This is a genomic window from Pelagimonas varians, from assembly GCF_003208435.1.
Taxonomy (GTDB): domain Bacteria; phylum Pseudomonadota; class Alphaproteobacteria; order Rhodobacterales; family Rhodobacteraceae; genus Pelagimonas; species Pelagimonas varians.
Map to the genome: position 1 here is coordinate 234,530 of NZ_QKMF01000005.1, position 21,473 is coordinate 256,002.

The 21,473-nt window shown below is 55.2% G+C and carries 24 protein-coding genes; 14 read left to right on the plus strand and 10 right to left on the minus strand.

The window, feature by feature from the left end:
- Positions 1–85: 85 nt before the first annotated feature.
- The 6 genes from C8N36_RS08935 (at position 86) to C8N36_RS08960 (ending at position 3,701) form a co-directional block, all read left to right on the plus strand.
- Positions 86–424 carry an AtpZ/AtpI family protein gene (locus C8N36_RS08935; RefSeq protein ID WP_097804360.1) on the plus strand — a complete coding sequence of 113 codons (339 nt, stop codon included), beginning with the start codon at positions 86–88 and terminating at the stop codon, positions 422–424.
- The gene (locus tag C8N36_RS08940) at positions 414–1,184 is read left to right on the plus strand and encodes a F0F1 ATP synthase subunit A (protein WP_097804361.1); all 771 of its coding nucleotides are present in this window, start codon (positions 414–416) and stop codon (positions 1,182–1,184) included. Before C8N36_RS08935 ends, C8N36_RS08940 begins: the two co-directional genes overlap by 11 nt.
- A gap of 65 nt (positions 1,185–1,249) precedes the next feature.
- A complete protein-coding gene (locus tag C8N36_RS08945) occupies positions 1,250–1,474 on the plus strand; it encodes a F0F1 ATP synthase subunit C (RefSeq protein WP_097804362.1) in 225 nt (74 codons plus the stop codon).
- 91 nt (positions 1,475–1,565) lie between these two features.
- Entirely contained in the window at positions 1,566–2,117 is a 552-nt protein-coding gene (locus tag C8N36_RS08950; protein WP_097804363.1) for a F0F1 ATP synthase subunit B', read from the plus strand.
- A 4-nt stretch (positions 2,118–2,121) separates the two neighbouring features.
- Positions 2,122–2,682: a F0F1 ATP synthase subunit B gene (locus C8N36_RS08955; RefSeq protein WP_097804364.1), complete on the plus strand. Its 561-nt coding sequence runs from the start codon at positions 2,122–2,124 to the stop codon at positions 2,680–2,682.
- A gap of 209 nt (positions 2,683–2,891) precedes the next feature.
- Positions 2,892–3,701 (plus strand): division plane positioning ATPase MipZ, encoded by an 810-nt coding sequence (locus tag C8N36_RS08960; protein WP_097804460.1) that lies wholly within the window; start codon positions 2,892–2,894, stop codon positions 3,699–3,701.
- A 50-nt stretch (positions 3,702–3,751) separates the two neighbouring features.
- Here C8N36_RS08960 and C8N36_RS08965 read toward each other — a convergent pair whose 3' ends face one another.
- Positions 3,752–4,963, minus strand: a complete 1,212-nt coding sequence (locus C8N36_RS08965; RefSeq protein WP_097804365.1) for a TsoY family (seleno)protein — start codon at positions 4,961–4,963, stop codon at positions 3,752–3,754.
- A 672-nt stretch (positions 4,964–5,635) separates the two neighbouring features.
- On the opposite strand from C8N36_RS08965, the gene smc reads away from it, so the two are divergent.
- The 3 genes from smc (at position 5,636) to C8N36_RS08985 (ending at position 10,378) form a co-directional block, all read left to right on the plus strand.
- Positions 5,636–9,091 (plus strand): chromosome segregation protein SMC, encoded by a 3,456-nt coding sequence (gene smc, locus C8N36_RS08975; RefSeq protein ID WP_097804461.1) that lies wholly within the window; start codon positions 5,636–5,638, stop codon positions 9,089–9,091.
- Positions 9,092–9,185: 94 nt separating this feature from the next.
- Positions 9,186–9,509 carry a hypothetical protein gene (locus C8N36_RS08980; protein ID WP_097804367.1) on the plus strand — a complete coding sequence of 108 codons (324 nt, stop codon included), beginning with the start codon at positions 9,186–9,188 and terminating at the stop codon, positions 9,507–9,509.
- A complete protein-coding gene (locus C8N36_RS08985) occupies positions 9,509–10,378 on the plus strand; it encodes a DMT family transporter (protein ID WP_097804368.1) in 870 nt (289 codons plus the stop codon). The genes C8N36_RS08980 and C8N36_RS08985 overlap by 1 nt, the downstream gene beginning before the upstream one ends.
- Here C8N36_RS08985 and C8N36_RS08990 read toward each other — a convergent pair.
- Positions 10,348–10,803: an NUDIX domain-containing protein gene (locus C8N36_RS08990; protein ID WP_097804369.1), complete on the minus strand. Its 456-nt coding sequence runs from the start codon at positions 10,801–10,803 to the stop codon at positions 10,348–10,350. The two genes, C8N36_RS08985 and C8N36_RS08990, sit on opposite strands and share 31 nt — an antisense overlap.
- Positions 10,804–10,920: 117 nt before the next feature.
- On the opposite strand from C8N36_RS08990, the gene C8N36_RS08995 reads away from it, so the two are divergent.
- Together C8N36_RS08995 and C8N36_RS09000 are read left to right on the plus strand one after the other, a co-directional pair.
- Positions 10,921–11,616, plus strand: a complete 696-nt coding sequence (locus C8N36_RS08995; RefSeq protein WP_245910772.1) for an esterase/lipase family protein — start codon at positions 10,921–10,923, stop codon at positions 11,614–11,616.
- Positions 11,606–12,748: an alpha-D-ribose 1-methylphosphonate 5-triphosphate diphosphatase gene (locus tag C8N36_RS09000; protein ID WP_097804370.1), complete on the plus strand. Its 1,143-nt coding sequence runs from the start codon at positions 11,606–11,608 to the stop codon at positions 12,746–12,748. Before C8N36_RS08995 ends, C8N36_RS09000 begins: the two co-directional genes overlap by 11 nt.
- Positions 12,749–12,757: 9 nt before the next feature.
- Here C8N36_RS09000 and C8N36_RS09005 read toward each other — a convergent pair whose 3' ends face one another.
- From C8N36_RS09005 to C8N36_RS09020, 4 genes are all read right to left on the minus strand, one after another.
- Complete coding sequence (locus tag C8N36_RS09005) at positions 12,758–13,828, minus strand: 5-(carboxyamino)imidazole ribonucleotide synthase (protein ID WP_097804371.1); 1,071 nt, start codon at positions 13,826–13,828, stop codon at positions 12,758–12,760.
- Positions 13,829–13,959: 131 nt separating this feature from the next.
- Positions 13,960–14,454 carry a 5-(carboxyamino)imidazole ribonucleotide mutase gene (purE, locus tag C8N36_RS09010; RefSeq protein ID WP_097804463.1) on the minus strand — a complete coding sequence of 165 codons (495 nt, stop codon included), beginning with the start codon at positions 14,452–14,454 and terminating at the stop codon, positions 13,960–13,962.
- Positions 14,455–14,535: 81 nt separating this feature from the next.
- Positions 14,536–15,093 (minus strand): GNAT family N-acetyltransferase, encoded by a 558-nt coding sequence (locus C8N36_RS09015; protein WP_097804372.1) that lies wholly within the window; start codon positions 15,091–15,093, stop codon positions 14,536–14,538.
- Positions 15,094–15,318: a YdcH family protein gene (locus C8N36_RS09020; RefSeq protein ID WP_097804373.1), complete on the minus strand. Its 225-nt coding sequence runs from the start codon at positions 15,316–15,318 to the stop codon at positions 15,094–15,096. It abuts the gene before it with no gap.
- A 157-nt stretch (positions 15,319–15,475) separates the two neighbouring features.
- On the opposite strand from C8N36_RS09020, the gene C8N36_RS09025 reads away from it, so the two are divergent.
- The 3 genes from C8N36_RS09025 to C8N36_RS09035 all read left to right on the plus strand — a co-directional run bounded on the left by C8N36_RS09025 (position 15,476) and on the right by C8N36_RS09035 (position 16,738).
- On the plus strand, positions 15,476–15,886 hold the full coding sequence (locus tag C8N36_RS09025; protein ID WP_097804464.1) for an Hsp20 family protein: 411 nt from the start codon (positions 15,476–15,478) through the stop codon (positions 15,884–15,886).
- A 5-nt stretch (positions 15,887–15,891) separates the two neighbouring features.
- Positions 15,892–16,119: a DUF1150 family protein gene (locus C8N36_RS09030; protein WP_097804374.1), complete on the plus strand. Its 228-nt coding sequence runs from the start codon at positions 15,892–15,894 to the stop codon at positions 16,117–16,119.
- Between the two features lie 127 nt (positions 16,120–16,246).
- Positions 16,247–16,738, plus strand: a complete 492-nt coding sequence (locus C8N36_RS09035; RefSeq protein ID WP_170125842.1) for a cytochrome b — start codon at positions 16,247–16,249, stop codon at positions 16,736–16,738.
- 167 nt (positions 16,739–16,905) lie between these two features.
- Here the strand turns inward: C8N36_RS09035 and C8N36_RS24855 are convergent, their stop codons facing one another.
- The 4 genes from C8N36_RS24855 to trxB form a co-directional block, all read right to left on the minus strand.
- Positions 16,906–17,109, minus strand: coding sequence for a M23 family metallopeptidase (locus C8N36_RS24855; protein WP_097804376.1), 204 nt, complete (start codon positions 17,107–17,109; stop codon positions 16,906–16,908).
- Positions 17,110–17,748: 639 nt separating this feature from the next.
- Entirely contained in the window at positions 17,749–19,830 is a 2,082-nt protein-coding gene (locus C8N36_RS09050; RefSeq protein WP_097804377.1) for a bifunctional sulfate adenylyltransferase/adenylylsulfate kinase, read from the minus strand.
- Positions 19,831–19,976: 146 nt separating this feature from the next.
- On the minus strand, positions 19,977–20,306 hold the full coding sequence (locus C8N36_RS09055; protein ID WP_097804465.1) for a ribonuclease E inhibitor RraB: 330 nt from the start codon (positions 20,304–20,306) through the stop codon (positions 19,977–19,979).
- A gap of 5 nt (positions 20,307–20,311) precedes the next feature.
- Positions 20,312–21,253 carry a thioredoxin-disulfide reductase gene (trxB, locus tag C8N36_RS09060; protein ID WP_097804378.1) on the minus strand — a complete coding sequence of 314 codons (942 nt, stop codon included), beginning with the start codon at positions 21,251–21,253 and terminating at the stop codon, positions 20,312–20,314.
- Positions 21,254–21,473 lie beyond the last annotated feature (220 nt).

Here is a 21,473-nt window from a genome sequence, read left to right on the forward strand (position 1 = left end):
ATGACTTCAGGCGGTGTTAACAGCGTGTTGACTCAGGGTGCCTCACGACATACCAACCCCTTGAACTCCTATTGGGGGCACTTGCGTGACGGAACCTGATCAAAAGCAGAAGCTGAAAGAGCTGGAAGCCAAGATCAAAGCGGCCAAAGGGCCCGGCGGCGGCAAGAAGCACCAGGAAGAGCACTATTCGATGGCAAATCATGCCTGGCGGATGGTGACCGAATTAGTGGCCGGTCTGGGGATCGGCTTTGGCATCGGATACGGGCTTGATGTGCTGGCTGGCACGACGCCTTTGTTTATGGTGCTGTTTATAATGCTGGGTCTGGCTGCAGGCGTAAACGTAATGTTACGCACAGCCAAAGAGATCCAAAAGACACAAGAAGCCTCGTCAGGGGCGGGCGAAGGGGACAAAAATGGCGACTGAAGCGCACGGATCAGAGGCAGCAGCAGAAGGCAGCAGCCTCGTATTCCACCCGATGGATCAGTTCATGGTTGAACCACTGTTCGGCGACGGCGCAGTTGGCATGTTCACCATTACCAACTCCGCTTTGTGGATGTTCATCGCGATTCTTGCGATTGTTGGTCTGATGGTTGTCGGCACATCTCGCCGCGCGATTGTTCCTACACGCAGCCAGTCGATTGCAGAACTGGCCTACGGTTTCGTTTACAAGATGATCGAAGACGTGACTGGCAAAGACGGTCTGGTGTACTTCCCCTACATCATGACGCTGTTCATGTTTATCGTTTCCGCCAACTTCCTTGGCTTGATCCCGATGAGCTTCACAACAACTTCGCACTTTGCGGTGACTGTTGTTCTGGCTATGGCGGTCTTTTTGACAGTAACCATCTTGGGCTTCGTCAAAAACGGTTCCAAATTCTTGGGTCTGTTCTGGGTTTCAAGCGCACCATTGGCATTGCGTCCGATTTTGGCAATCATCGAACTGATCTCGTACTTTGTGCGTCCGGTCAGCCACTCCATTCGTCTTGCTGGTAACGTTATGGCCGGTCACGCAGTTATCAAAGTGTTCGCGGGTTTTGCCGCAATCGCTGTGATCTCTCCTGTGTCCATCCTTGCGATCACCGCGATGTATGGCTTGGAAATCCTCGTGGCCTTCATTCAGGCCTACGTGTTCACAATCTTGACTTGCGTGTATCTCAAAGATGCATTGCACCCGTCACACTAATGGCCCGGCGGGATCCTCCCGCCAAACCAAACAAACTCAACTTCCCATCGTAAGGAGATAGGATTATGGAAGGCGAACTCGCACACATCGGCGCAGGCTTGGCAGCAATTGGTTCCGGCGCAGCCGCAATCGGGGTTGGTAACGTAGCAGGCAACTTCCTTGCCGGCGCATTGCGCAACCCGTCGGCAGCAGCCGGCCAGACAGCAACACTCTTCATCGGCATCGCATTCGCGGAAGCCCTGGGCATCTTCGCATTCCTGGTTTCCCTGCTTCTGATGTTCGCCGTCTAATCCACGGAACATAATATCCTTACGCGCGGGCGGTTCAGCATAAGCTGGTCCGCCCGATCGAAAGAAAACGTTCCGACGGAGGACAGACAAAATGGCGTCTGAAACACACGCTGCCGAAGCCGTCAGTTCTTGCGTTGACTCGCATGGCTCCGCGCTTGGTATGCCGCAGCTTTGCGGCGACTGGATCGGCAACCAGGTATTCTGGCTGGTAATCACACTCGTGGTCATCTTCCTTGTGCTTTCGCGCATTGCATTGCCGCGGATTGCCTCGGTTCTGGCGGAACGTCAGGGGACGATCACCAATGACATCGCCGCCGCCGAAGATCTTAAGCGCAAAGCCCTTGAGGCCGAAGCTGCTTATGAGCAGGCACTGGCAGATGCACGCGTACAATCGCAAGCCATTGCGCAAGCGACACGCGACGAAATTAAGGCAGAGCTTGACGTAGCCCTAGCCAAAGCTGACGCAGAGATCTCTGCCAAAGCTGCTGAGTCGGAAAAGGCGATTGCTGATATCCGCGCCTCGGCCTTGGAAAACGTTGAAGTTGTTGCCAAAGACACAGCAGAGGCCATCGTCGCTGTGCTGGGTGGCAAGGCAGATTCTGCCAAGATTGCCGCTGCTGTCTCCAACCGGTTGAAAGGGTAAGTTCATGAAAAAGCTAATCCTTCCTGCTGCTCTTGGTTTGACTGCAAGCCCCGCATTTGCAGCATCTGGCCCATTCTTCTCGCTTGGGAACACCGATTTTGTTGTTCTGCTTGGCTTCCTGGTTTTTCTGGGTGTGCTGGCGTACTTCAAGGTTCCAGGCATGCTGGGCGGTTTGCTGGACAAGCGTGCCGACGGCATTCGCAACGAATTGGACGAAGCGCGCGCGTTGCGTGAAGAAGCCCAGACGTTGCTGGCCAGCTACGAGCGCAAATCGCGCGAAGTGGCAGAGCAAGCGGATCGCATTGTTGCCCATGCCAAGCAAGAGGCCGAACTGGCCGCTGAGCAGGCAAAAGAAGACCTGAAAGCATCTATCGCCCGCCGTTTGGTCGCCGCTGAATCGCAGATTTCTTCTGCAGAAGCATCGGCTATCAAAGAGGTTCGTGATAGCGCAGCTCGCGTTGCTGTACTTGCAGCGCAAGATGTGGTTGCTGATCAAATGACTGCAAAAGACGCAGGCAAATTGATCGACGACTCTATCGCAGAAGTTGGCACCAAACTTCACTAAGCGTTCAGGACTAACACATAGAACAAAGGCCCGGCTCCGAAAGGTGCTGGGCCTTTTTCGTGGGGCTTGTCGACAAGATGAAAGCGGTGAAATGCGGTGCGGAATTCTGACGAACTGCGTCTGTGTCAGTCCTTGACGATGGTCGATGGATACGGTCAAAACAATCTTCCGCAGGCACATCAGCTGGGCAGTTAAAAGAGGCGCAAAGCGTGGCACATACGATCGTCGTTGGTAACGAAAAAGGTGGGGCAGGGAAATCAACTGTCTCTATGCATGTGGCGACAGCATTGGCGCGCATGGGCCACCGAGTAGGCACTTTGGATCTGGATTTGCGGCAAAAAAGCATGGGCCGCTATCTGGAGAACCGGCAAAAATACCTCGGAAGCATCGGTCTTGAGCTTCCAACGCCTATCTACATTGACTTGCCGCCTTCGGATGTCGGGTCAGCGCCAGAAGGGGATGAAGACTATGACCGTCGTCTTGGCCAAGCCGTAGCCGAGCTTGAATCCCGGTCCGACTTCATTGTTATCGATTGCCCCGGGTCGCACACGCGGCTTAGTCAGGTTGCTCATTCATTGGCGGACACGCTTGTAACCCCGTTAAATGATAGTTTTGTGGATTTTGACCTGTTGGCCAGAATCGACAATGACGGGGAAAAGATCATTGGCCCGTCGGTCTATTCCGAAATGGTTTGGTCGGCGCGGCAACTGCGGGCGCAGGCGGGGCTTGCACCAATCGATTGGATTGTACTTCGCAACCGGCTTGGTGCGCAGCAGATGGTAAACAAGAAGAAGATGGAAAGTGCCTTGGCTCGATTGGCCAAGCGAATCGGGTTCCGTATAGCTCCGGGCTTTAACGAACGGGTGATTTTTCGGGAGTTGTTTCCGCGTGGCCTGACTTTGTTGGACCTTCGAGATGTTGGGGTTAAACAGCTCAACATTTCAAATATTGCGGCGCGGCAAGAGCTTCGGGATCTGATCAAGTCGTTGAAATTGCCCGGAGTAGAGGTGAATTTCTGAAAGTGGAAAAGGCCGGATCGCAATGATCCGGCCTTTTGCGTTTTTGGGAATTATTCCGCAGGAATGGCTACGGCAGTTTGGTGTCCAAAGTGTTGGCGCCCAAGACGGATGATTAAAACGATCGCGACAATCTGCGAGAGGATCGCGAGACCAGAGATCGACCAATAGGCAACGTCGAATTTTGCAATCAGGCCCGAGGCAACGAGGCCTTTGTTTACAAAAAAGTGGATCATCACAGACAAAGCAACAGCAGGGCAAATTAGGGCGTAGGACCCAGGCGAAGTTTTGGACCCGACCACAAAGTCGGCGAAATATCCTTGGGCTTTTAGAACCACAGCACCCAGGCCCAAAAAGCCGAGCTGGATGGCCAGAAGACGGGTGAGGAAGATCATGGTCTCGCCGTCACTACCATGCACTTCAAGTGTCGTGTGCAGCCCGTGATTTTGCCGAAGGAACATGATGCCAAGAACCGTCACGATGGGAATGATGATCATCAAGGTCGGGCTCGCTTCGCGGGCTGTGCCATGTTGCAGCATGGAACTGATTGCCGATGCAGCGGCAAGCATCGTGTAGATAATCGCGATCACACCCAGAAAAGTCGACAGGACCAAAGACACACCAACGGTAGCAGGGTTTGTGCTCATCGCGGCAGGGGCCGAGAAGCCGACAGCAACCATCGATACTGCAAAGGCGGGCAACAGCTGTGCGAAGGAGTTGTGCGCGGTTACGTCAAAGACGCCGCCTTTGGACAAAACACGTCCCAGAAAACGGCCAATGAGCATGAAGGCCTGAACGCCGATCAAGGCAAAGGCGATGAGGGCAAGCGGGAAGAGGTATTCAACCACACCCCATAGGCCCGGCACGAAGACCAATCCAACAATGAACAACCCGTTGACTGTCATAGCCATTGCCAATGGCATAGCTAATATTGTCGATTCAGCGTTGGACGTAATCAGGTTTTGGTAGCCTTCAGTTTTCTTGAACGCCGAGAATGCCGACAGGTTCCAAGCCAAAAGCCTTAGGTTCGTGAAGGCGAAATAGGCAATCCCAGCCATTGCTATGACAATTGCGGTTCGCATGGGAAGGTCGCCGGTATTGAACGCCGCCATTATGTCTTCGAAAATTGGAACCGGGCGTCCGGCATGGGGAACCCAAAACATCAAGAACATGAAGAATGAGACTGTGACGCCACCTGCGCCGAGTGAAGCCAAGAAGTAGAGCGGAGAATATGTGTCCGCTGCCTTTGTTTGTGGGGTAGCCATGACGGCCTCCTGAATAAATATTCACAACATGGAATATATAAAACATTCAAAAAGTAGAATGTAAAGAGATATTCTACAACTCGCGCCTCACTATTAACGCGCCGTTAACCATGAAGCTCCACAGTCAAATCATGCGTAGTTGGTTGCTTTTCCTCCTCTTTGTCCTTGGGGCCTGTGACGCCGCAGGCCCCGGGTTCAAGTCTTCTAGCAAGATAGAACGTAGCATCGAAGGAACGAAATTTGCCCTTCGGCGACAAGGTGATGTCGTTGAGGCGATTCGCTTGTCGCCAGAGTTTTTGCCAAAATTCACAGAGGTGGCACGCAAGGCCGCAATAGTAGCGCAACTGGAAACTGGTTGCGCGGCCAAATGGGTAGATGGGGACCCAGCATTGCTGCGGATTGGCATGTCTTGCAACGGGGCGCGGCCCCCGAAAAAGCCCAGCCGGCGGAAATCCTTGTACTGCGACATCGAAGAGCTGTACGGGCGCGGGAACAGTTATGCAGGTCACATGATCTGTAGATAGGTGTGTTTGCCACGGGTTTGAATATAGGACAAACCCCAATATCTTGGGGACAACATCGCTGTAATCGCCAAATAAGCCCATATTTTATTGACACTGAGCGGTGATACCAGCCAATCTAAATGCCAGTTCAAGAATCAAGGCAACAGATTTGCAGTTCAACAAGCTCAGACTGACAGGCTTCAAAAGCTTTGTAGATCCGACGGATCTGGTCATAACTGATGGGCTTACCGGAGTCGTCGGGCCGAATGGATGTGGCAAATCCAACTTGCTTGAGGCGCTGCGCTGGGTGATGGGCGAAACCCGTGCAAAGGCGATGCGCGGCGGTGGAATGGAGGACGTGATCTTTGCCGGCGCGGCGACGCGTCCAGCCCGCAACTATGCTGAGGTTTGCCTGACCATAGACAACTCGGAACGTCTGGCCCCGACCGGATTCAACGATAGCGATCAGCTTGAAGTCGTGCGGCGGATAACCCGAGATGCTGGCAGCGCCTATAAGGCAAATTCCAAAGACACCCGAGCCCGCGACGTTCAAATGCTGTTTGCGGATGCCTCCACCGGTGCGCATTCTCCTGCACTGGTCCGGCAGGGACAGATTTCTGAATTGATCAACGCCAAGCCGAAAAACCGCCGTAAGGTTTTGGAGGACGCCGCTGGAATTGGCGGCCTGTATCAGCGCCGCCATGAGGCGGAACTGAAGCTGAAGGGTGCAGAAACCAATCTGTTGCGCGTGGATGACGTCGTAGAGCAGCTGGCGGGACAACTCGGGCAGCTGGCCCGCCAAGCCCGTCAGGCGGCACGCTATCGCGCGATCGGAGAGGAGCTTCGGTTAGCGGAGGGTATGCTTCTTTACCGGCGTTGGCGCGAAGCAGAAGACGCCCGCCTTGTCGCCGATACCCAATTGCGGGAGATGATCTCGCATGCGGGGCAGGCCGAAAAAATCGTGCGCTCTACCTCTGCGCAGCGAGCGGCTTTGGAGGATGCATTGCCGCCTCTGCGAGAAGAGGATGCGATCGCGGCTGCGATTTTGCAGCGGTTGATGGTGCAGCGCGACGCGTTGACCGATCAAGAAAAGCGGGCGCAGGACAGCATCAATACGCTCAAACGCCGGATCGAACAGCTTGATCGGGATATGGACCGCGAAGCTGGCCTCAACCGTGATGCAGGCGAAACGATTGAGCAATTGGAATGGGAAACGCGGGAGCTGACCAAGGCCGCTGATGGCCATGATGACCGGTTGGAAGAGGCAGCAGAAACTGCGTCGGAGGCGTCTTCGATTTTGCATGAGCGCGAGGCTGACTTGGCGCAGCGCACCGAAGACGTCGCAAGACTGTCGGCACGCCACCAATCGGCACAACGCTTTGTGGCTGACAGCCGCAAATCGATGGATCGGGCGATAGGCGATGCCACCCGCGCCCAGGAAACTGTGACCCAAGCCCGCGAAACGATGGAAGCATCCCGCATCGCCGCCGAACGTTCGGAAGAAGCACAAGAAGAAGCGCAAGCTCTGACCGAGCGGGCCGAGGAATTGTTGGCCAATGCCGAAGAGGTGCGCGCCGAAACCCAAAGCCGCGAAGCTGAAGCCCGCGCCGAACGCTCCGAATCCGAAGGCGAGATGAATGCATTGCGAGCGGAGGTCACCGCACTGGCCCGCTTGCTGGACCGCGACACCGCCGAGGGTGGTCAAATCATGGACCGGTTGCAAGTTGAGCAGGGTTTTGAGAAGGCGCTTGGGGCGGCTTTGGCTGACGATCTGCGTGCGCCAGAGGTGGACGCGGATGGGCCTACGGGCTGGTCCGTTTTGCCGGATTATCCGCATCCCCAAGCGTTGCCGGAGGGGGTTACAGCCCTATCGCAGCATGTTTCGGTGCCCGACGTACTGGCCCGCCGGATGGAACAGATTGGTCTGATTGGTGCCGATGATGGCGCGCGCCTTCAGCCTTTGCTGAAGCCCGGTCAGCGGTTGGTCACCCTTGAGGGGGATCTGTGGCGTTGGGACGGGTTTCGCGCTTGGGCAGAAGATCAGCCCTCAGCAGCAGCCCTGCGGTTGGAACAGTTAAACCGGCTCGAGGGTTTGAAACAGGAAATGGCCGAGGCAACGGCGCGGCTTGATGGTACCCGCGCCGCCCATGAGACGTTGACCGCGCGGTTGGCGGACCTGACCGCCGCTGATAAATCTGCCCGCGAGGCGCGCCGCCAAGCTGACCATCAATTGACCCAAGCGACTCGCGCGCAAAACCGTGCGGAAGCGGAGCGCGACATGGCGCAAAGCAAATTGGAAAGCGCTGGCCTGTCCGTTCGCCGCTACGAAGAAGAAATCAACACAGCCCGCGAACAGCTAGAAGAAGCTGAAGAAGTTTTGTTTGAGCTTGACGATCTGGATGAGGCCCGCGGCCTCGTGGAAGACATCAAAATGACCGTCGAGGCTGCCCGTATTACCATGATGGCCAAACGGTCTGCCCATGAAGAATTGCGCCGAGAGGGCGAAGCCCGCAAGGGTCGCAGCCAGCAGGTGACCAAGGAACTGTCCGGCTGGCGGCACCGTCTCGAAACCGCAGAAAAGCATGCATCCGATCTGGCAGATCGCAAAGAGGCCAGCATCGAAGAGCTGGAAGAGGCGATCACAGTTCCCGAGGAACTCGCTGATAAACGCGATGAGCTGTCTAGCGGGATCGAGGAAGCAGAGGCCCGTAAGGCGGAGGCCACCGATGCGCTGACCGGCGCGGAAACGGCGCTTCGCAGTGCAATCACTGAAGAACGCGACGCAGAACGCCTTGCTGGTGAAACCCGCGAAACCCGCGCCCGCGCCGAAGCCCGCGCTGAGGCTGCCCAAGAGACAGTGGCCGCCGCCGCCGAGCGTATTTCCGAAGAACTGGAATGCACACCGGAAACACTGCTGGAACAGCTGAACAAGACCCCTGACGAAATGCCGATTTCAGAGCAGATCGAACATGACGTTAGCCGGCTAAAGCGCCAGCGTGACGCGTTGGGTGCTGTCAATTTGCGCGCAGAGGAAGATGCCCGCGAAGTGCAGACCGAACACGATGAGCTGGTTCAGGAGAAATCAGACCTCGAAGAGGCGATTAAAACGCTGCGTAGCGGCATTGCCAGCCTGAACCGCGAGGGGCGCGAACGTCTTTTGACAGCTTTTGAGCAGGTCAATGCCAACTTTTCCATGCTGTTTACGCATCTGTTCGGCGGCGGTGAGGCAAATCTGGTGATGGTCGAAAGCGACGACCCATTGGAAGCTGGCCTTGAGATTATGTGCCAACCCCCGGGCAAAAAGCTGTCGACGCTCAGCTTGTTGTCCGGCGGAGAGCAAACACTGACGGCGCTCGCGCTGATATTCGGGGTGTTTTTGGCGAATCCGGCACCGATTTGTGTGCTTGACGAAGTCGACGCACCTTTGGATGACGCCAATGTAACCCGTATGTGCGACATGCTTGATGAAATGTGCCGCCGCACCAATACTCGGTTTTTGATTATTACGCACCATGCTGTGACCATGGCCCGAATGGACCGCTTGTATGGGGTTACCATGCAAGAGCAGGGGGTTAGCCAATTGGTGTCCGTTGACCTGAAAAAGGCCGAGAAGCTGGTCGCGTGAATGTGACGGGCGACTTGCTGTCAGTTCTTTGAGATGGTGATAGAGAGTCTGGATGCGTTTGAACCTGCCTTTCATAGTTTCGGTGGCCTGCTTAATGGCCGGACCGACCTTAGCCCAAAGCTTTTCAACCAAGGATGACGATGAAGTCTTTGATCGCTTTTCGTTGACCAAAGTCTTGGCGGGTAAAATTTTCGAGTTCTATGACGATGGCCAATCCCAATACTATGACGACGGTCGCTATAGCTACACATACGCTGGAGGCGGTGGGACAGCCTATGGATATTGGGATGTCACGGAGAGTGGGGCGGTTTGCGTCACGTTTCTCAACGAAGCGACGCGCTGCGATATCTATGTGATGAATGGGGAACGCATGATCCTGATCGACGAAAACGGCAACCGGTTTCCGGTGCGCCCCTGATGCGTTTGTTCTTGCTGTCCGCTTTGACGATGGTGGCCTTTGCCGCAAATTCCATTCTGACGCGTGTAGCGCTTGTCGACGGGAGCATTGATGTCATCAGCTTTGGCGCGTTGCGCCTTGGGGCTGGGGCCGCGATTTTAGTTGCGCTTTGCCTGTGGTTCGGCAAACGGGCGCAGCTGTTTTCTGCGCAACGGGTGATCAGCATCTTTGGCCTGCTGCTGTATATCGCCGGATTTACGGCGGCCTATGTTGGGATGGACGCCGGACTGGGCGCTTTGCTTTTGTTTGGCACGGTGCAGGTTACGATGTTTATCGGGGCGGCAATGATGCGCGAAGCCCTTCCGGCGCTACGTGTGGTTGGGGCGGCGATTGCTATGGCGGGCTTGGTCTATCTGGTCTGGCCGTGGCAGGCGATTGCCCAAAGCCAGATCAACATTGTCATGATGGTTTTGGCCGGGATCGGTTGGGGCGTCTATTCGCTGGCAGGCAAGGGCAGCACAAATGCATTGGCGGACACCGCTGTTAACTTTGTAGGTGCGGCTTTGGTGTTTCCGTTGTTGATGTGGGCCATGGTCAGCGAACCGCAGATTATTGTGACCCCGCGCGGGGCCGGTTTGGCCGTGATTAGCGGAGCAGTAACTTCTGGTCTAGGGTATGCGCTTTGGTATGCGATCCTGCCGCGGCTTGGGGCATCTATCGGAGCGGTTGCCCAGTTGACAGTGCCCCCAATCGCTATGGCGGCGGGTGTAACCCTGTTGGGCGAAGACCTGACCACCAAGGCGATGATATCGACAATCATTGTACTGGGCGGCGTAGCCCTGTCGATCCTTGGCCCGGTTTATTTGGTCAAACGCTCCAAAGCGTCATAAGTCATCCCGTCTTGCCATGGCAGACTGCGCAGGCTGTCAGGTTTTATATGCAGATCTTGAACCTCGGCACGGGTGAACCATTGGCGCCGGTTTACAATGCGTTCGGGATCGTGCCATTCGCTGGGTTGTTCATTGGTCATTTTGCACCGAAAGAAGACTTCTACCTGATGAAAGCCGCTGTCCGGATTGTGAAATTCGTTGACCAAACAGGGCGCGCCGATGTCGACGAATAGACCGCATTCTTCCATCAATTCCCGCGCCAGATTGTCAGGCAATGAATGGCCCTTTTCAACCCCGCCGCCCGGTGCACACCATAGTTCAGACTGGGTGCCGTCTTTGGATGGTGGCCATGCATTGACCAACAGCAGCCGGTCTTGCTGTAGGATAATGCCGCGTACGGCCAACCGGATAGGGCGATTTGGCAAAGAGGTCTCCTTTCGCTCTTTCCTATGGCGGGCAGGCTGCGTATTTCTGATCAGATGAAATATTTGATTGCACTGCTTCTGCTGATTGCCCCGCCTGTTCAGGCGGAGTGTATTGTCATGCTACACGGATTGGCCCGCTCGGGAAATTCCTTTGTCATTTTGGGCCGGTTGATGGAGGGCGAAGGCTATGACGTTGTCATTGTCGACTACCCGTCCACCGAAGCGCCAGTGCAAGAGCTGGTCGAAGCCGTCCCGGTGGCGGTTGAGCAATGCGGCGATCAAACCGTTCATTTTGTAACCCATTCCATGGGGGGCATTTTGCTCCGGTTCTGGCTCAAGGATCATACACCAGAAAATTTGGGCCGTGTGGTTATGCTGGCTCCGCCAAATCAAGGCAGTGAACTGGTGGATGAACTGAGCGAATGGCAGCTGTTTGAATGGATCAATGGCCCCGCCGGACTTCAACTTGGCACCGGTAGCGACAGTTTTGTCAAAAGCTTGCCACCTGTCGATTTCGAACTGGGTGTTATTGCGGGCACAACATCGCTCAATCCGGCCTATTCGGCGTTTCTTCCGGGCGACAATGACGGCAAAGTGACGGTTGAATCGACAAAGGTTGCGGGCATGGCCGCGCATCTGGAATTGCCGGTTTCCCATACGTTTATCATGCAAGATCCGATGACAATGGCGCAGGTCGATTTGTTTTTGCGCGAGGGACGGTTTGATCCTGATCTGGATTGGACCGACTTGGTAACCGTAGATATGTTGTCGTGCCTGTTAGGTTGGTGTTCGGAGGACGAGGATGAGCATTGAGGTCACTCTGACCGGCGCGCGTGTTTTGCGCCCGACAGGTTGGGATGATGGGTTTTTGGGGATCTCGGGCGGCCGTGTTGTTGATGAAACATCTGGGCGGTTAATTGATCTGAGCGGATATGACGTGCTTCCGGGTATCGTTGATGCGCATGGTGACGGGTTCGAGCGCCATATGGCCCCGCGTCGGGGCGCATTGCGTGAGCGGGACGCAGGAATGGTGGCCGTTTCGGCGGAGCTTGCAGCCAATGGCATAACGACTGCGATTCTGGCCCAATTCTGGAGCTGGGAGGGAGGATTGCGAGGTCCGGATTTCGCGCGGGAAGTTCTGGAATCTGTTCGCATCATGAAAGATGGTGTGCCCATAGATATGCGCCTGCAACTGCGGCTCGAAACCCATTTTCTGGATGAGCTAGAGGCGGCAGAGGCGGCGATTGACGCGCATGGCGTTGGCTATGTTGTGTTCAACGATCACTTGCCGCATGACCGTCTGGCACAGGGGCGCAAGCCGCCGCGTATGACGGGGCAGGCGCTGAAAAGTCGCCGCAGCCCTGAAGACTATTTCAAACTGTTGCTTGATCTTCATGCCCGCGGGGATGAAGTCGGGGCGGTGATGGATGATCTGACCAAGCGCCTTGCTGCCAAAGGTGTCACGATGGGCAGCCATGACGATCACACCGCCCAGGATCGATCTGTTTGGCGGGCGCGTGGGGCGCTGGTGTCAGAATTTCCCGAGACTTTGGAAGCGGCGCAAGCGGCCCGCGATGCTGGTGATTTCATTGTGCTTGGCGCGCCGAACGTTGTGCGCGGGGCAAGTCATACAGGCAATGCTTCGGCGCTAGAACTGATTGCGGCAGGTCTGTGTGATGCTTTGGCATCCGATTACCACTACCCATCGCCGGCGCGGGCGGCTTGGCGCTGCGTTGAGCTGGGGTTGCTGGATGATGCAGCTGCGTGGCGCTTGGTGTCTGACGGTCCGGCCCGGGTGTTGGGCCTGCAAGATCGCGGGCAATTGCAGGCCGGAAAACGGGCGGATCTGGTGGTCATGGAGCCCGAAACCCGGCGGATCGTCGCTACGATTGCGCAGGGACAAGTGGCTTGGATGACCGGAGCGGTCGCGGAAAGGTTTATCTAGGGCTCTGGGTTAGCCCTTGGTGATCCGGTTCACATGGGCCATTTTGCGGCCCGGCTTTACGTCCGCCTTGCCATATAGGTGCAGCGCACATGTCGGGTCTGCCATCAATTCCGGCATACGGTCCATGTCATTCCCGATGAGGTTTTCCATGACCACATCCGAATGGCGTTGACCGTCGCCCAAAGGCCAACCGGCAACCGCGCGAATATGTTGTTCGAACTGACAACTGACGCAGCCGTTTTGTGTCCAATGTCCGGAGTTGTGTACGCGCGGTGCAATCTCGTTGATGATCAATCCTTGGGGTGTCACAAAGAACTCAACCCCCATCACGCCCACATAGTCCAGTGCGTTCAAGATCTTGGCAGCCATCAAGACCGCGTCCATTTGCAGTTTGGCGGGCACTTTGGCGGGGACGGTTGTCGTATGAAGGATCCCATCACGGTGCACGTTTTGACCCGGATCAAAGGCCGAAACTTGACCATCTGCGCTGCGCGCTGCGATCACTGAAATCTCGCAAGTGAAATTTACAAACCCTTCGAGGACCGCTGGTGCACCGTTCATTTCCGCCAGTGCTTCAGCAGCGTCTTCGGCGGATTTTAGTCGTGCCTGCCCTTTGCCATCATAGCCAAACCGGCGGGTCTTCAAGATCGACGGAGCGCCAATCGCCTCGACCGCTGCAGTCATACTGGTGGAATCTGTGACATCCGCATAAGGCGCGATTGCCAATCCCAAGTCAGCCAAAAAGGCCTTTTCAATCAAACGATCCTGACTGATGCGCAAAGCCTCGCGGCCCGGACGAATAGGGCGCAGGGTTTCGAGCAGGTCCAAGGCTGAGGTCGGGATGTTTTCGAATTCATAGGTGATCACATCGACGGTTTCGGCAAAGGCCTTTAGCGCGTCTTGGTCCTCATAGGAGGCAGTGGTGACACGATGCGCAACATCCGCCGCGGGGGGATTGGCGCTGGGTTCAAAAATATGGGATTTGAAACCCAATCGGCTGGCCGCGACTGACAACATGCGGCCCAATTGGCCGCCTCCGAGGATACCGATTGTCGATCCGGGGACGAGGGGGGATGTCATGGCGGGCCTCCTGTAGCATTCTGCGTTTGATGCGTTGAATTCGCGCGTTTCGCAAGGGGGGCGCAGCGGGCAAAGCGGGGCAATATGTAGGATTTGCCCTGCTTAAAGATGCTTTTTGCCACCAGTGAGGATTAAACGAGGTCGCGGTCCGGTTCGTCGGCGATCGATGCAGACAGATCGCTGCGCCATGTATCGAGGCGTTCCGCCAGTTCCGAATCTTGCAACGCCAGAATACCAGCAGCCATCAGCCCGCCATTTTTAGCCCCAGCGGCCCCAATTGCCATGGTCGCAACTGGAAATCCGCGCGGCATTTGCAAAATGGAATAGAGGCTATCGACACCGTTCAGCGCCCGGGTTTGCACTGGAATGCCAACAACAGGAACGCGGGTTTTTGAGGCCATCATGCCAGGTAAATGCGCCGCGCCGCCTGCGCCAGCGATGATTACCTGCAAGCCGCGTGAAACGGCCGTTTTGCCGTAGTCCCACAGGCGGTCTGGTGTGCGGTGGGCCGAGACGATCTTGACCTCATAGGGCACGCCCAATTCATCCAGAACATCGGCTGCTTCTTTCATGGTTGGCCAGTCCGATTGGCTGCCCATGATAATTCCGACTTTGACTGCGCTCATGATTGTCTCCTGTTGCGAAGAAGCGCGCACTATATTCAACGGCATTCAAAGAACAATGCGGCGATTGCAGCGGTGGCCGGCTTAACGGTGGTCCTGTGCCAATTTGGCCATCAAGATGTCATCATGCCACTCGGTTCCAACACGGGCAGATTCGCGTTCAATGCCTTCGCGGCGAAATCCGCAGGCCTCGTAACAGCGGATCGCGCGCGTGTTGTATTCGATCACGCGTAAATGGACCCTATGCAAACCCATGGGCCCAAACGCATGGTCCAGCAGCAAGGAAATAGCACCGCGCCCGATGCCTTGCCCTAACTGTTCGTGGTGGGCCAAGCCAATGCCAAGCCGTGCTTTTTTATCTAGCAAGTTGACGTTGTTCAGGCGAATAGATCCGGCAAGCGCACCTTCGTATTCAATGATCCACGCACTAGGGTGGTGCTGGATTTCGGCTACCCAAGCTGACGCGGATTCGCGGGTCCAGGGCGGCAAAGCGGTTGGATCCTTGCCAAACATCCGGATGATTGTCGGATCTTGGCCCAGATTGAACCGCGCTTCGGCGTCACCGGCACGCGGCTGGCGCAACACGATCGAGCCGCGCTGCAAGTTGTTTCCACCATTTGAGTTTGCATCAACCAGTCGCATTCAGGCGATGATATCGGGCAAAAGGCGGTCTTCCAGGCGGGCGATCTGGTCTTTCAGCCGCAGCTTCTTCTTTTTCAAACGCTGCAAGGTGATCTGGTTAAAGGTCCCTGTGTCTTGAAGGGCGCGAATTGCGTCATCCATATCGCGGTGCTCTTGCTTGAAGACTTCAAGCTCAACCCGCAGCACGTCCTCGTTCTTCATCGAGATATCGGTCGGTGCGTTCATGGCAGAACCCTCTGAAATACTAACGAGTTCTAGGATAGCAATTCTTTTCCGGTTGCGCAAAGCCCTTGCGCTGTCGCATCTTGCTTCCCATATTAAAATCGTTGGGTCGCCGAATGGGGCCCGGCGCGTGACGGTCGCTTTGCAAAAGGACGTGTCGATGACCAAACTGACTTTGGGGTCATATCCCCATATGCTCGGCTTCGAGCAACTTGAACGTCTGCTAGAGCGGACAGCTAAATCAAGCGAAGGCTATCCGCCTTTCAATATCGAACAAACCGCAGATTATGCCTATCGGATTACCTTGGCTGTGGCCGGATTCGCGCAAGGCGATCTGTCGATCACCGTCGAAGACCGCCAGTTGGTGGTTCGTGGGCGCCAAAACGACGATGGCGGGGAACGTGTTTTCTTGCATCGCGGTATCGCATCGCGCCAGTTCCAACGCAGTTTTGTGTTGGCTGATGGCGTCGAAGTCGGAGAGGCCATCATGGAAAATGGCCTGCTCCATGTGGATCTAACCATGAGCGTCCCCGAAACGGTGGTGCAGACGATCCAAATCAGGAAAGGGTGAGGCCTATGTTCGAGAAATATGAATTCGATAAATTGAGCCGGGACAATGTGGTGTATGTGCGTGCTGTAAAAGGCAAGGATCTGCCCGATGATGTGCGCGCCCAAGTTGGTCGCCGAGCCATTCTATATGCAGTCCATAATTCCGAAGGCGAACGTCTGGCCTTGGTCAAAGACCGGACGCTGGCTTTTGCACTGGCCCGTCAAAATGACTTTGCGCCGGTGACTGTGCACTGAATTTTTGTCTCACCGCTGGATTGCGGTGAGACACATAGTCACCTTTGAATGTGACGGAAAATCGTTTCAGCTGCGTATTAAATGAGGAGGGGGCGGTATGGACCTCCTTTTCGATACGGAGACTGCCATGAGCCACCCATCCCCAACGCATTACCACCGTGTGCAAATTGCCCTGCATTGGGTGATCTTCCTTCTGTTTGCCTTCAACTTTGTCGTGTCCGAGGGCATGGGCAAAGCGCTGCGACTAAAGCTGGAAGGCGGAATACCCGAAGGCCTGGTGCCATTGTTGCACCCGCCGGTTGGTGTGGCTGTATTGGTTTTGACCCTGATCCGCATCGTTGCGCGTGTGCGCCTTGGTGCCCCAGATTTACCTGAAAATGGCAAACCGTTGATGGATAAGGCAGCCCATTGGGCGCATCTGGCGCTCTATGCTTTACTTGTCCTGATCCCGCTTTCCGGCATGGCGGCTTGGGGAGGCGGAATAAAGGCCGCGGGGGATGTGCATGAGATTTTGGTGAAGATCACGATGATCACAGTGGTTCTGCATGCAGTTGCTGCGGTATTCCACCAGTTTGTTTTGAAAGATAACCTTCTTAGCCGGATGCGGCCGGGCGGTTGATCGCAACAAAAACGCGTGTACGCGTTTTGCAAATTCCGTTAACGGAATTTCAGGCGCACATGAGAAAAGTCTGCTAAAAAACTGGTATTGTGTATTTGCTTCGTTCACCCGCATGCGACCCAGTCTTGGATTGGCTGGGTTTGCTTCGGGGATAGTCAAAGACGAGGCTAATTGACATCGATTGCCCGCAATTTTTGGCCTTTGCGTGGGCAAATTTGGCGTCCGCTGTCGGTTCGGAAGGTAACACGGAGTGTTTTTGCGCGGGCGTCTTTCCCAGCTGTGGCCACAGTAGAATGCAGGTGTGGGCCAGCGGTTTGACCTGTATTTCCAGAATAGCCAATCAGCCCGCCTTTAGCCACGTATTGGCCCAAAGTTACCGCAACACCGGGGTGTTTGAGGTGATTCTAGAGCCCTAAAGTGCGATCATCGTGTTGAATGGCAATATAGTTGGCTTGATCGACAAGGTACCTAGAGTTGCCGCCCTTATTCGACGACGCTTTTAGAAAAACCACGCGCCCGCCGCGTGCGGCGTGGATAGGAGTGCCAAACGGCATCGCGAAATCTGTTGATTGTTTTTGCGAGTCGGTATGTGTGTCGACCGTTACAGCTTTGTGAGACTTCGTACGCTTTACCAAGCGCATAAGGCTGTCGACATTAATAGGCTGGCGTGGACTTTGTAGCAAAATCGCCTCACACCCCTTTGTAGGAATAGGAGTAAGACCAGCGCCCTAGCTTTGTCTTTTGTAAGCGAAACAGCTTTTGTCGCGACCTCCCGCCTAGCATGAAAGTCCGCTGTTTCGTACCAATGTCGATCATATTTTCGAGCTCAAGAGATAACCCGACAGTAATTGGCATATGATCATGTCGGTTTAAGGCGAAGAGGTCCACACCATCATTGAACACGCATTGTGAGGCATTGGTCCTTTGTGGGCCTCTAAGCTATTCACAAAGGAATACAAAAATGGCCAAGAGAAACTCTTGGCCATTTTCAGTGCTAACTTTACTGGTATTTATTGAGCCGCGATCAGACCCATGCTTTCCAGCTTCAGGATGACCTGATGCGCGCAGTTGTCGACTTCAACGTTTTCGGTTTCAACGCTCAGCTCTGGGTTCGCAGGCACATCGTAGGGGTCGGAAATGCCCGTGAATTCTTTGATTTTGCCTTCGCGGGCCAGTTTGTACAGGCCTTTGCGATCGCGCTTTTCACACTCTTCGATTGTTGTCGCTACGTGAATTTCGATGAAGGCACCAAAGGCCTCGACGTCTTCACGAACAGCGCGGCGGGTGGTGGCATAAGGCGCAATAGGCGCACAAATGGCGATGCCGCCGTTTTTGGTGATCTCGGAGGCCACATAGCCGATGCGGCGGATGTTCAGGTCGCGGTGCTCTTTCGAGAAGCCGAGCTCAGACGAAAGGTTCTTACGAACAATGTCACCATCCAGCAAAGTCACAGGGCGGCCACCCATTTCCATCAGTTTAACCATCAAAGCATTCGCAATGGTGGATTTGCCCGAACCAGAGAAACCAGTGAAGAAGACTGTGAAGCCTTGCTTCGACCGTGGTGGCTTGGTTTTGCGCAGCTCTTTAACAACCTCAGGGAACGAGAACCACTCAGGGATCTCAAGACCTTCGGCCAAACGGCGACGCAATTCGGTGCCCGAGATGTTCAGGATAGTGATGTTTTCTTTGTCTTCGATCTCGTCGATGGCCTCGTACTGGGCGCGTTCCTGAACCCAAACCATGTGTTTGAAATCAACCATTTCACAGCCGATTTCCGACTGGTTGGCGCGGTACAAGTCCTGTGCGTCGTATGGGCCGTAAAAATCTTCGCCGGCCGAGTTTTTGCCGGGGCCAGCATGGTCGCGGCCAACGATGAAGTGCGTGCAGCCGTGGTTTGCGCGGATCAAACCGTGCCAAACGGCTTCGCGTGGGCCTGCCATACGCATGGCAAGGTTCAACAGCGACATGGATGTTGTCGACTGTGGGTACTTGTCCAGAACAGCTTCGTAGCAGCGGACGCGTGTGAAATGATCGACGTCGCCCGGCTTGGTCATGCCAACAATCGGGTGGATCAGCAGGTTGGCCTGCGCTTCTTTGGCGGCGCGGAAGGTCAGTTCCTGATGCGCGCGGTGCAACGGGTTACGTGTCTGGAACGCAACCACTTTGCGCCAACCCATTTTGCGGAAGAATGCGCGCAATTCGTTAGGTGTGTCGCGGCGGGCGCGGAAATCATAATGCACTGGCTGTTGGATGCCGGTTACCGGGCCACCCAGATAGATTTTGCCAGCTTGGTTATGCAGGTAGTTCACAGCAGGGTGCGCATCATCGTCTGCACCGAAAACTTTTTCGGCTTCGACGGCTTTGTTTGGCTCCCACTTGTCTGTGACGGTCATGGTCGCAAGGATAACGCCTTCTTGGTCGCGCAGGGCGATGTCCTGACCAACTTCAACCGTGCCTGCATAGTCTTCGGAGACGTCCAAAGTGATTGGCATTGGCCATAGGGCCCCACTGGTCAGGCGCATGTCGTTGACGACGCCATTGTAGTCTGCTTCGGACATAAAGCCTTTAAGCGGGTTAAAGCCGCCATTCATCAGCAGTTCCAAATCGCAGATCTGACGTGGAGACAAATCGTGAGAGGTCAGCTCGCCGGCCTCAACCTTGAGTTTCTGGGCGCTCTCATAGGAGACGTAAAGCTCGGGAATAGGAGCAAGGTTGTTTTGCATGAGTTTGGTCCTGTGTTTAAATGGGTCAAAGCCGCTTGTCGTGCCGGTAAGCTCCGCATGCAGAGCATCATACTCGGCAAATTTGCGGGTCAAAAATGTGTCTCTGAGACGGATGAGTTCAGCAGCCCCACGCGAGGTAATAGCGTAGGCAAACCGTTGCCGTTTGTCTGGGCCGCCACGTTCAGTGATCTTGACGAGACCCATCTCGGTGGCCGCACGCAATTGCGCGTTTAACCTGCCCAAGGACACCCCCAATGCAGACGCAGTCGCACGCTGCGACGCATCCGATGCCACGTCCAACTGACGCAGCATCCGAAAGAGGAGGTCTTCTTCCTCTGGGGTGGTTGGTTTTCCGATTACAGCAGGCATCCGAGACTCAAAGTGTGTTCACGCGTGAACGCATCGCACATTTTGCAGCTGCAGCAAAGATAAAAAATTATAATTTTGGGAGAATGGTTAACTTATGCCGATGCGCCGCACTCGCAGTTGCGGCGCATCGGTGGCGATCGGGTCGTTTAGCCCTGCATGCCCCAGCCATCGGGGGCAAAGCCGTGGTTTAAGGCGGCACGCGTTGCCACTTCTTCGCCAACCCAAATTCCGTCAGCTGAAATGGCTTGATCGGTGAGGGATGCTACCAGATAGGGTTGGTCACCGTCATCTTCGACAAATTCGCAGATATAGTCGGACCGAGTCAGCACATCCGCGAGCGCGCGCCAATCCGCGTCTTCGCCAGACGCGACAAAGAAATAATCGACATCGGCGACATCGGGCAAACCGTGTTCAGCCTGCATTTCTGCATAAGTTGCCGTGGTTTCAGCCTTTTGGGCTTTGAAGTCATGTGACACGCTGTTCACTCCTGCTCGGCCAGGAAGCGTTCTGCTTCCAGCGCCGCCATGCAGCCCATACCAGCCGACGTCACAGCCTGACGGTATTTGTGGTCTGTCAAATCGCCTGCAGCAAACACACCGGGAATAGAGGTTTCGGTGCTGTCAGGTTTGGTGACAACGTAGCCGCCCATGTGGGTTTCAAGCACGTCTTTCACTAGTTCGTTGGACGGGGCGTGACCGATGGCGACAAAGACACCTTCGCAGGGGACTTCGCTGATTTCGCCGGTTTTGACATTCTTGACCTTAACTCCGGTCACGCCTTTGGGCATATCAGTGCCAACAACTTCTTCGAGCTGGTGGAACCAAAGGGGTTCGATCTTCGGGTTCTTGAAAAGGCGGTCTTGCAAGATTTTTTCCGAACGCAATTCGTCGCGTCGGTGAATCAAGGTGACTTTGGAGGCGAAATTGGTCAGGAACAGCGCTTCTTCGACAGCGGTGTTGCCGCCGCCAATAACTACGATTTCTTTGCCGCGATAGAAAAAGCCATCACATGTGGCGCAGGCCGAAACGCCAAAACCTTTGAACGCCTCTTCGCTTTCGAGACCAAGCCATTTAGCGCGTGCGCCGGTGGCCAGAATGATCGCGTCTGCGGTGTAGACAGTGCCGCTGTCCGATTGGCACACGAAGGGGCGCTTACCGAAATCTACGGAAGAAATGATGTCCCCAATGATCTCGGTTCCCATGGCACGGGCGTGGGCCTCCATGTTGACCATCAGTTCAGGGCCCTGAATTTCGGTGAAGCCGGGGTAGTTTTCGACTTCGGTTGTTGTGGTCAGCTGGCCGCCGGGTTCCAAACCTTGCACCAAAATAGGTTCCAACATGGCGCGTGCGGCGTAGACCGCAGCGGTATAACCAGCCGGTCCAGAGCCAATGATCAATACGCGGGTGTGACGGGTTTCTGACATGGGGTGGCTCCTTTATGCGTTGTTGGCGATATAGCGGGCAGATGGATGAGATTAAAGGGGGGACGCATGTCACAGCCCTGTGACGCAATGCTTGTTGACGCTTTGAATCGCAGCGCGAGTTGTGAGCGCTAACTTGAAATCTGTGCGAGCGTGGTTCATCAACGCTTCTTTGGTATGCGTTTCGGATTGTGGAACTTTCTTGCGCATGTGCGAAATAATA

What these genes read in the sequence shown, in the direction of transcription:
- C8N36_RS08950 (WP_097804363.1), top strand. Translation starts at nt 1,566, where the DNA reads ATGGCGTCTGAAACACACGCTGCCGAAGCCGTCAGTTCTTGCGTTGAC.
- C8N36_RS08995 (WP_245910772.1), top strand. Translation starts at nt 10,921, where the DNA reads ATGCTACACGGATTGGCCCGCTCGGGAAATTCCTTTGTCATTTTGGGC.
- C8N36_RS09000 (WP_097804370.1), top strand. Translation starts at nt 11,606, where the DNA reads ATGAGCATTGAGGTCACTCTGACCGGCGCGCGTGTTTTGCGCCCGACA.
- trxB (WP_097804378.1), bottom strand. Translation starts at nt 21,253, where the DNA reads ATGTCAGAAACCCGTCACACCCGCGTATTGATCATTGGCTCTGGACCG.
- C8N36_RS09005 (WP_097804371.1), bottom strand. Translation starts at nt 13,828, where the DNA reads ATGACATCCCCCCTCGTCCCCGGATCGACAATCGGTATCCTCGGAGGC.
- C8N36_RS09050 (WP_097804377.1), bottom strand. Translation starts at nt 19,830, where the DNA reads ATGCCTGCTGTAATCGGAAAACCAACCACCCCAGAGGAAGAAGACCTC.
- C8N36_RS08965 (WP_097804365.1), bottom strand. Translation starts at nt 4,963, where the DNA reads ATGGCTACCCCACAAACAAAGGCAGCGGACACATATTCTCCGCTCTAC.
- C8N36_RS09015 (WP_097804372.1), bottom strand. Translation starts at nt 15,093, where the DNA reads ATGCGACTGGTTGATGCAAACTCAAATGGTGGAAACAACTTGCAGCGC.
- C8N36_RS09025 (WP_097804464.1), top strand. Translation starts at nt 15,476, where the DNA reads ATGACCAAACTGACTTTGGGGTCATATCCCCATATGCTCGGCTTCGAG.
- C8N36_RS08980 (WP_097804367.1), top strand. Translation starts at nt 9,186, where the DNA reads ATGGCCGGACCGACCTTAGCCCAAAGCTTTTCAACCAAGGATGACGAT.
- C8N36_RS08940 (WP_097804361.1), top strand. Translation starts at nt 414, where the DNA reads ATGGCGACTGAAGCGCACGGATCAGAGGCAGCAGCAGAAGGCAGCAGC.
- C8N36_RS09030 (WP_097804374.1), top strand. Translation starts at nt 15,892, where the DNA reads ATGTTCGAGAAATATGAATTCGATAAATTGAGCCGGGACAATGTGGTG.
- C8N36_RS08985 (WP_097804368.1), top strand. Translation starts at nt 9,509, where the DNA reads ATGCGTTTGTTCTTGCTGTCCGCTTTGACGATGGTGGCCTTTGCCGCA.
- purE (WP_097804463.1), bottom strand. Translation starts at nt 14,454, where the DNA reads ATGAGCGCAGTCAAAGTCGGAATTATCATGGGCAGCCAATCGGACTGG.
- C8N36_RS09035 (WP_170125842.1), top strand. Translation starts at nt 16,247, where the DNA reads ATGAGCCACCCATCCCCAACGCATTACCACCGTGTGCAAATTGCCCTG.
- C8N36_RS09020 (WP_097804373.1), bottom strand. Translation starts at nt 15,318, where the DNA reads ATGAACGCACCGACCGATATCTCGATGAAGAACGAGGACGTGCTGCGG.
- C8N36_RS08945 (WP_097804362.1), top strand. Translation starts at nt 1,250, where the DNA reads ATGGAAGGCGAACTCGCACACATCGGCGCAGGCTTGGCAGCAATTGGT.
- C8N36_RS08955 (WP_097804364.1), top strand. Translation starts at nt 2,122, where the DNA reads ATGAAAAAGCTAATCCTTCCTGCTGCTCTTGGTTTGACTGCAAGCCCC.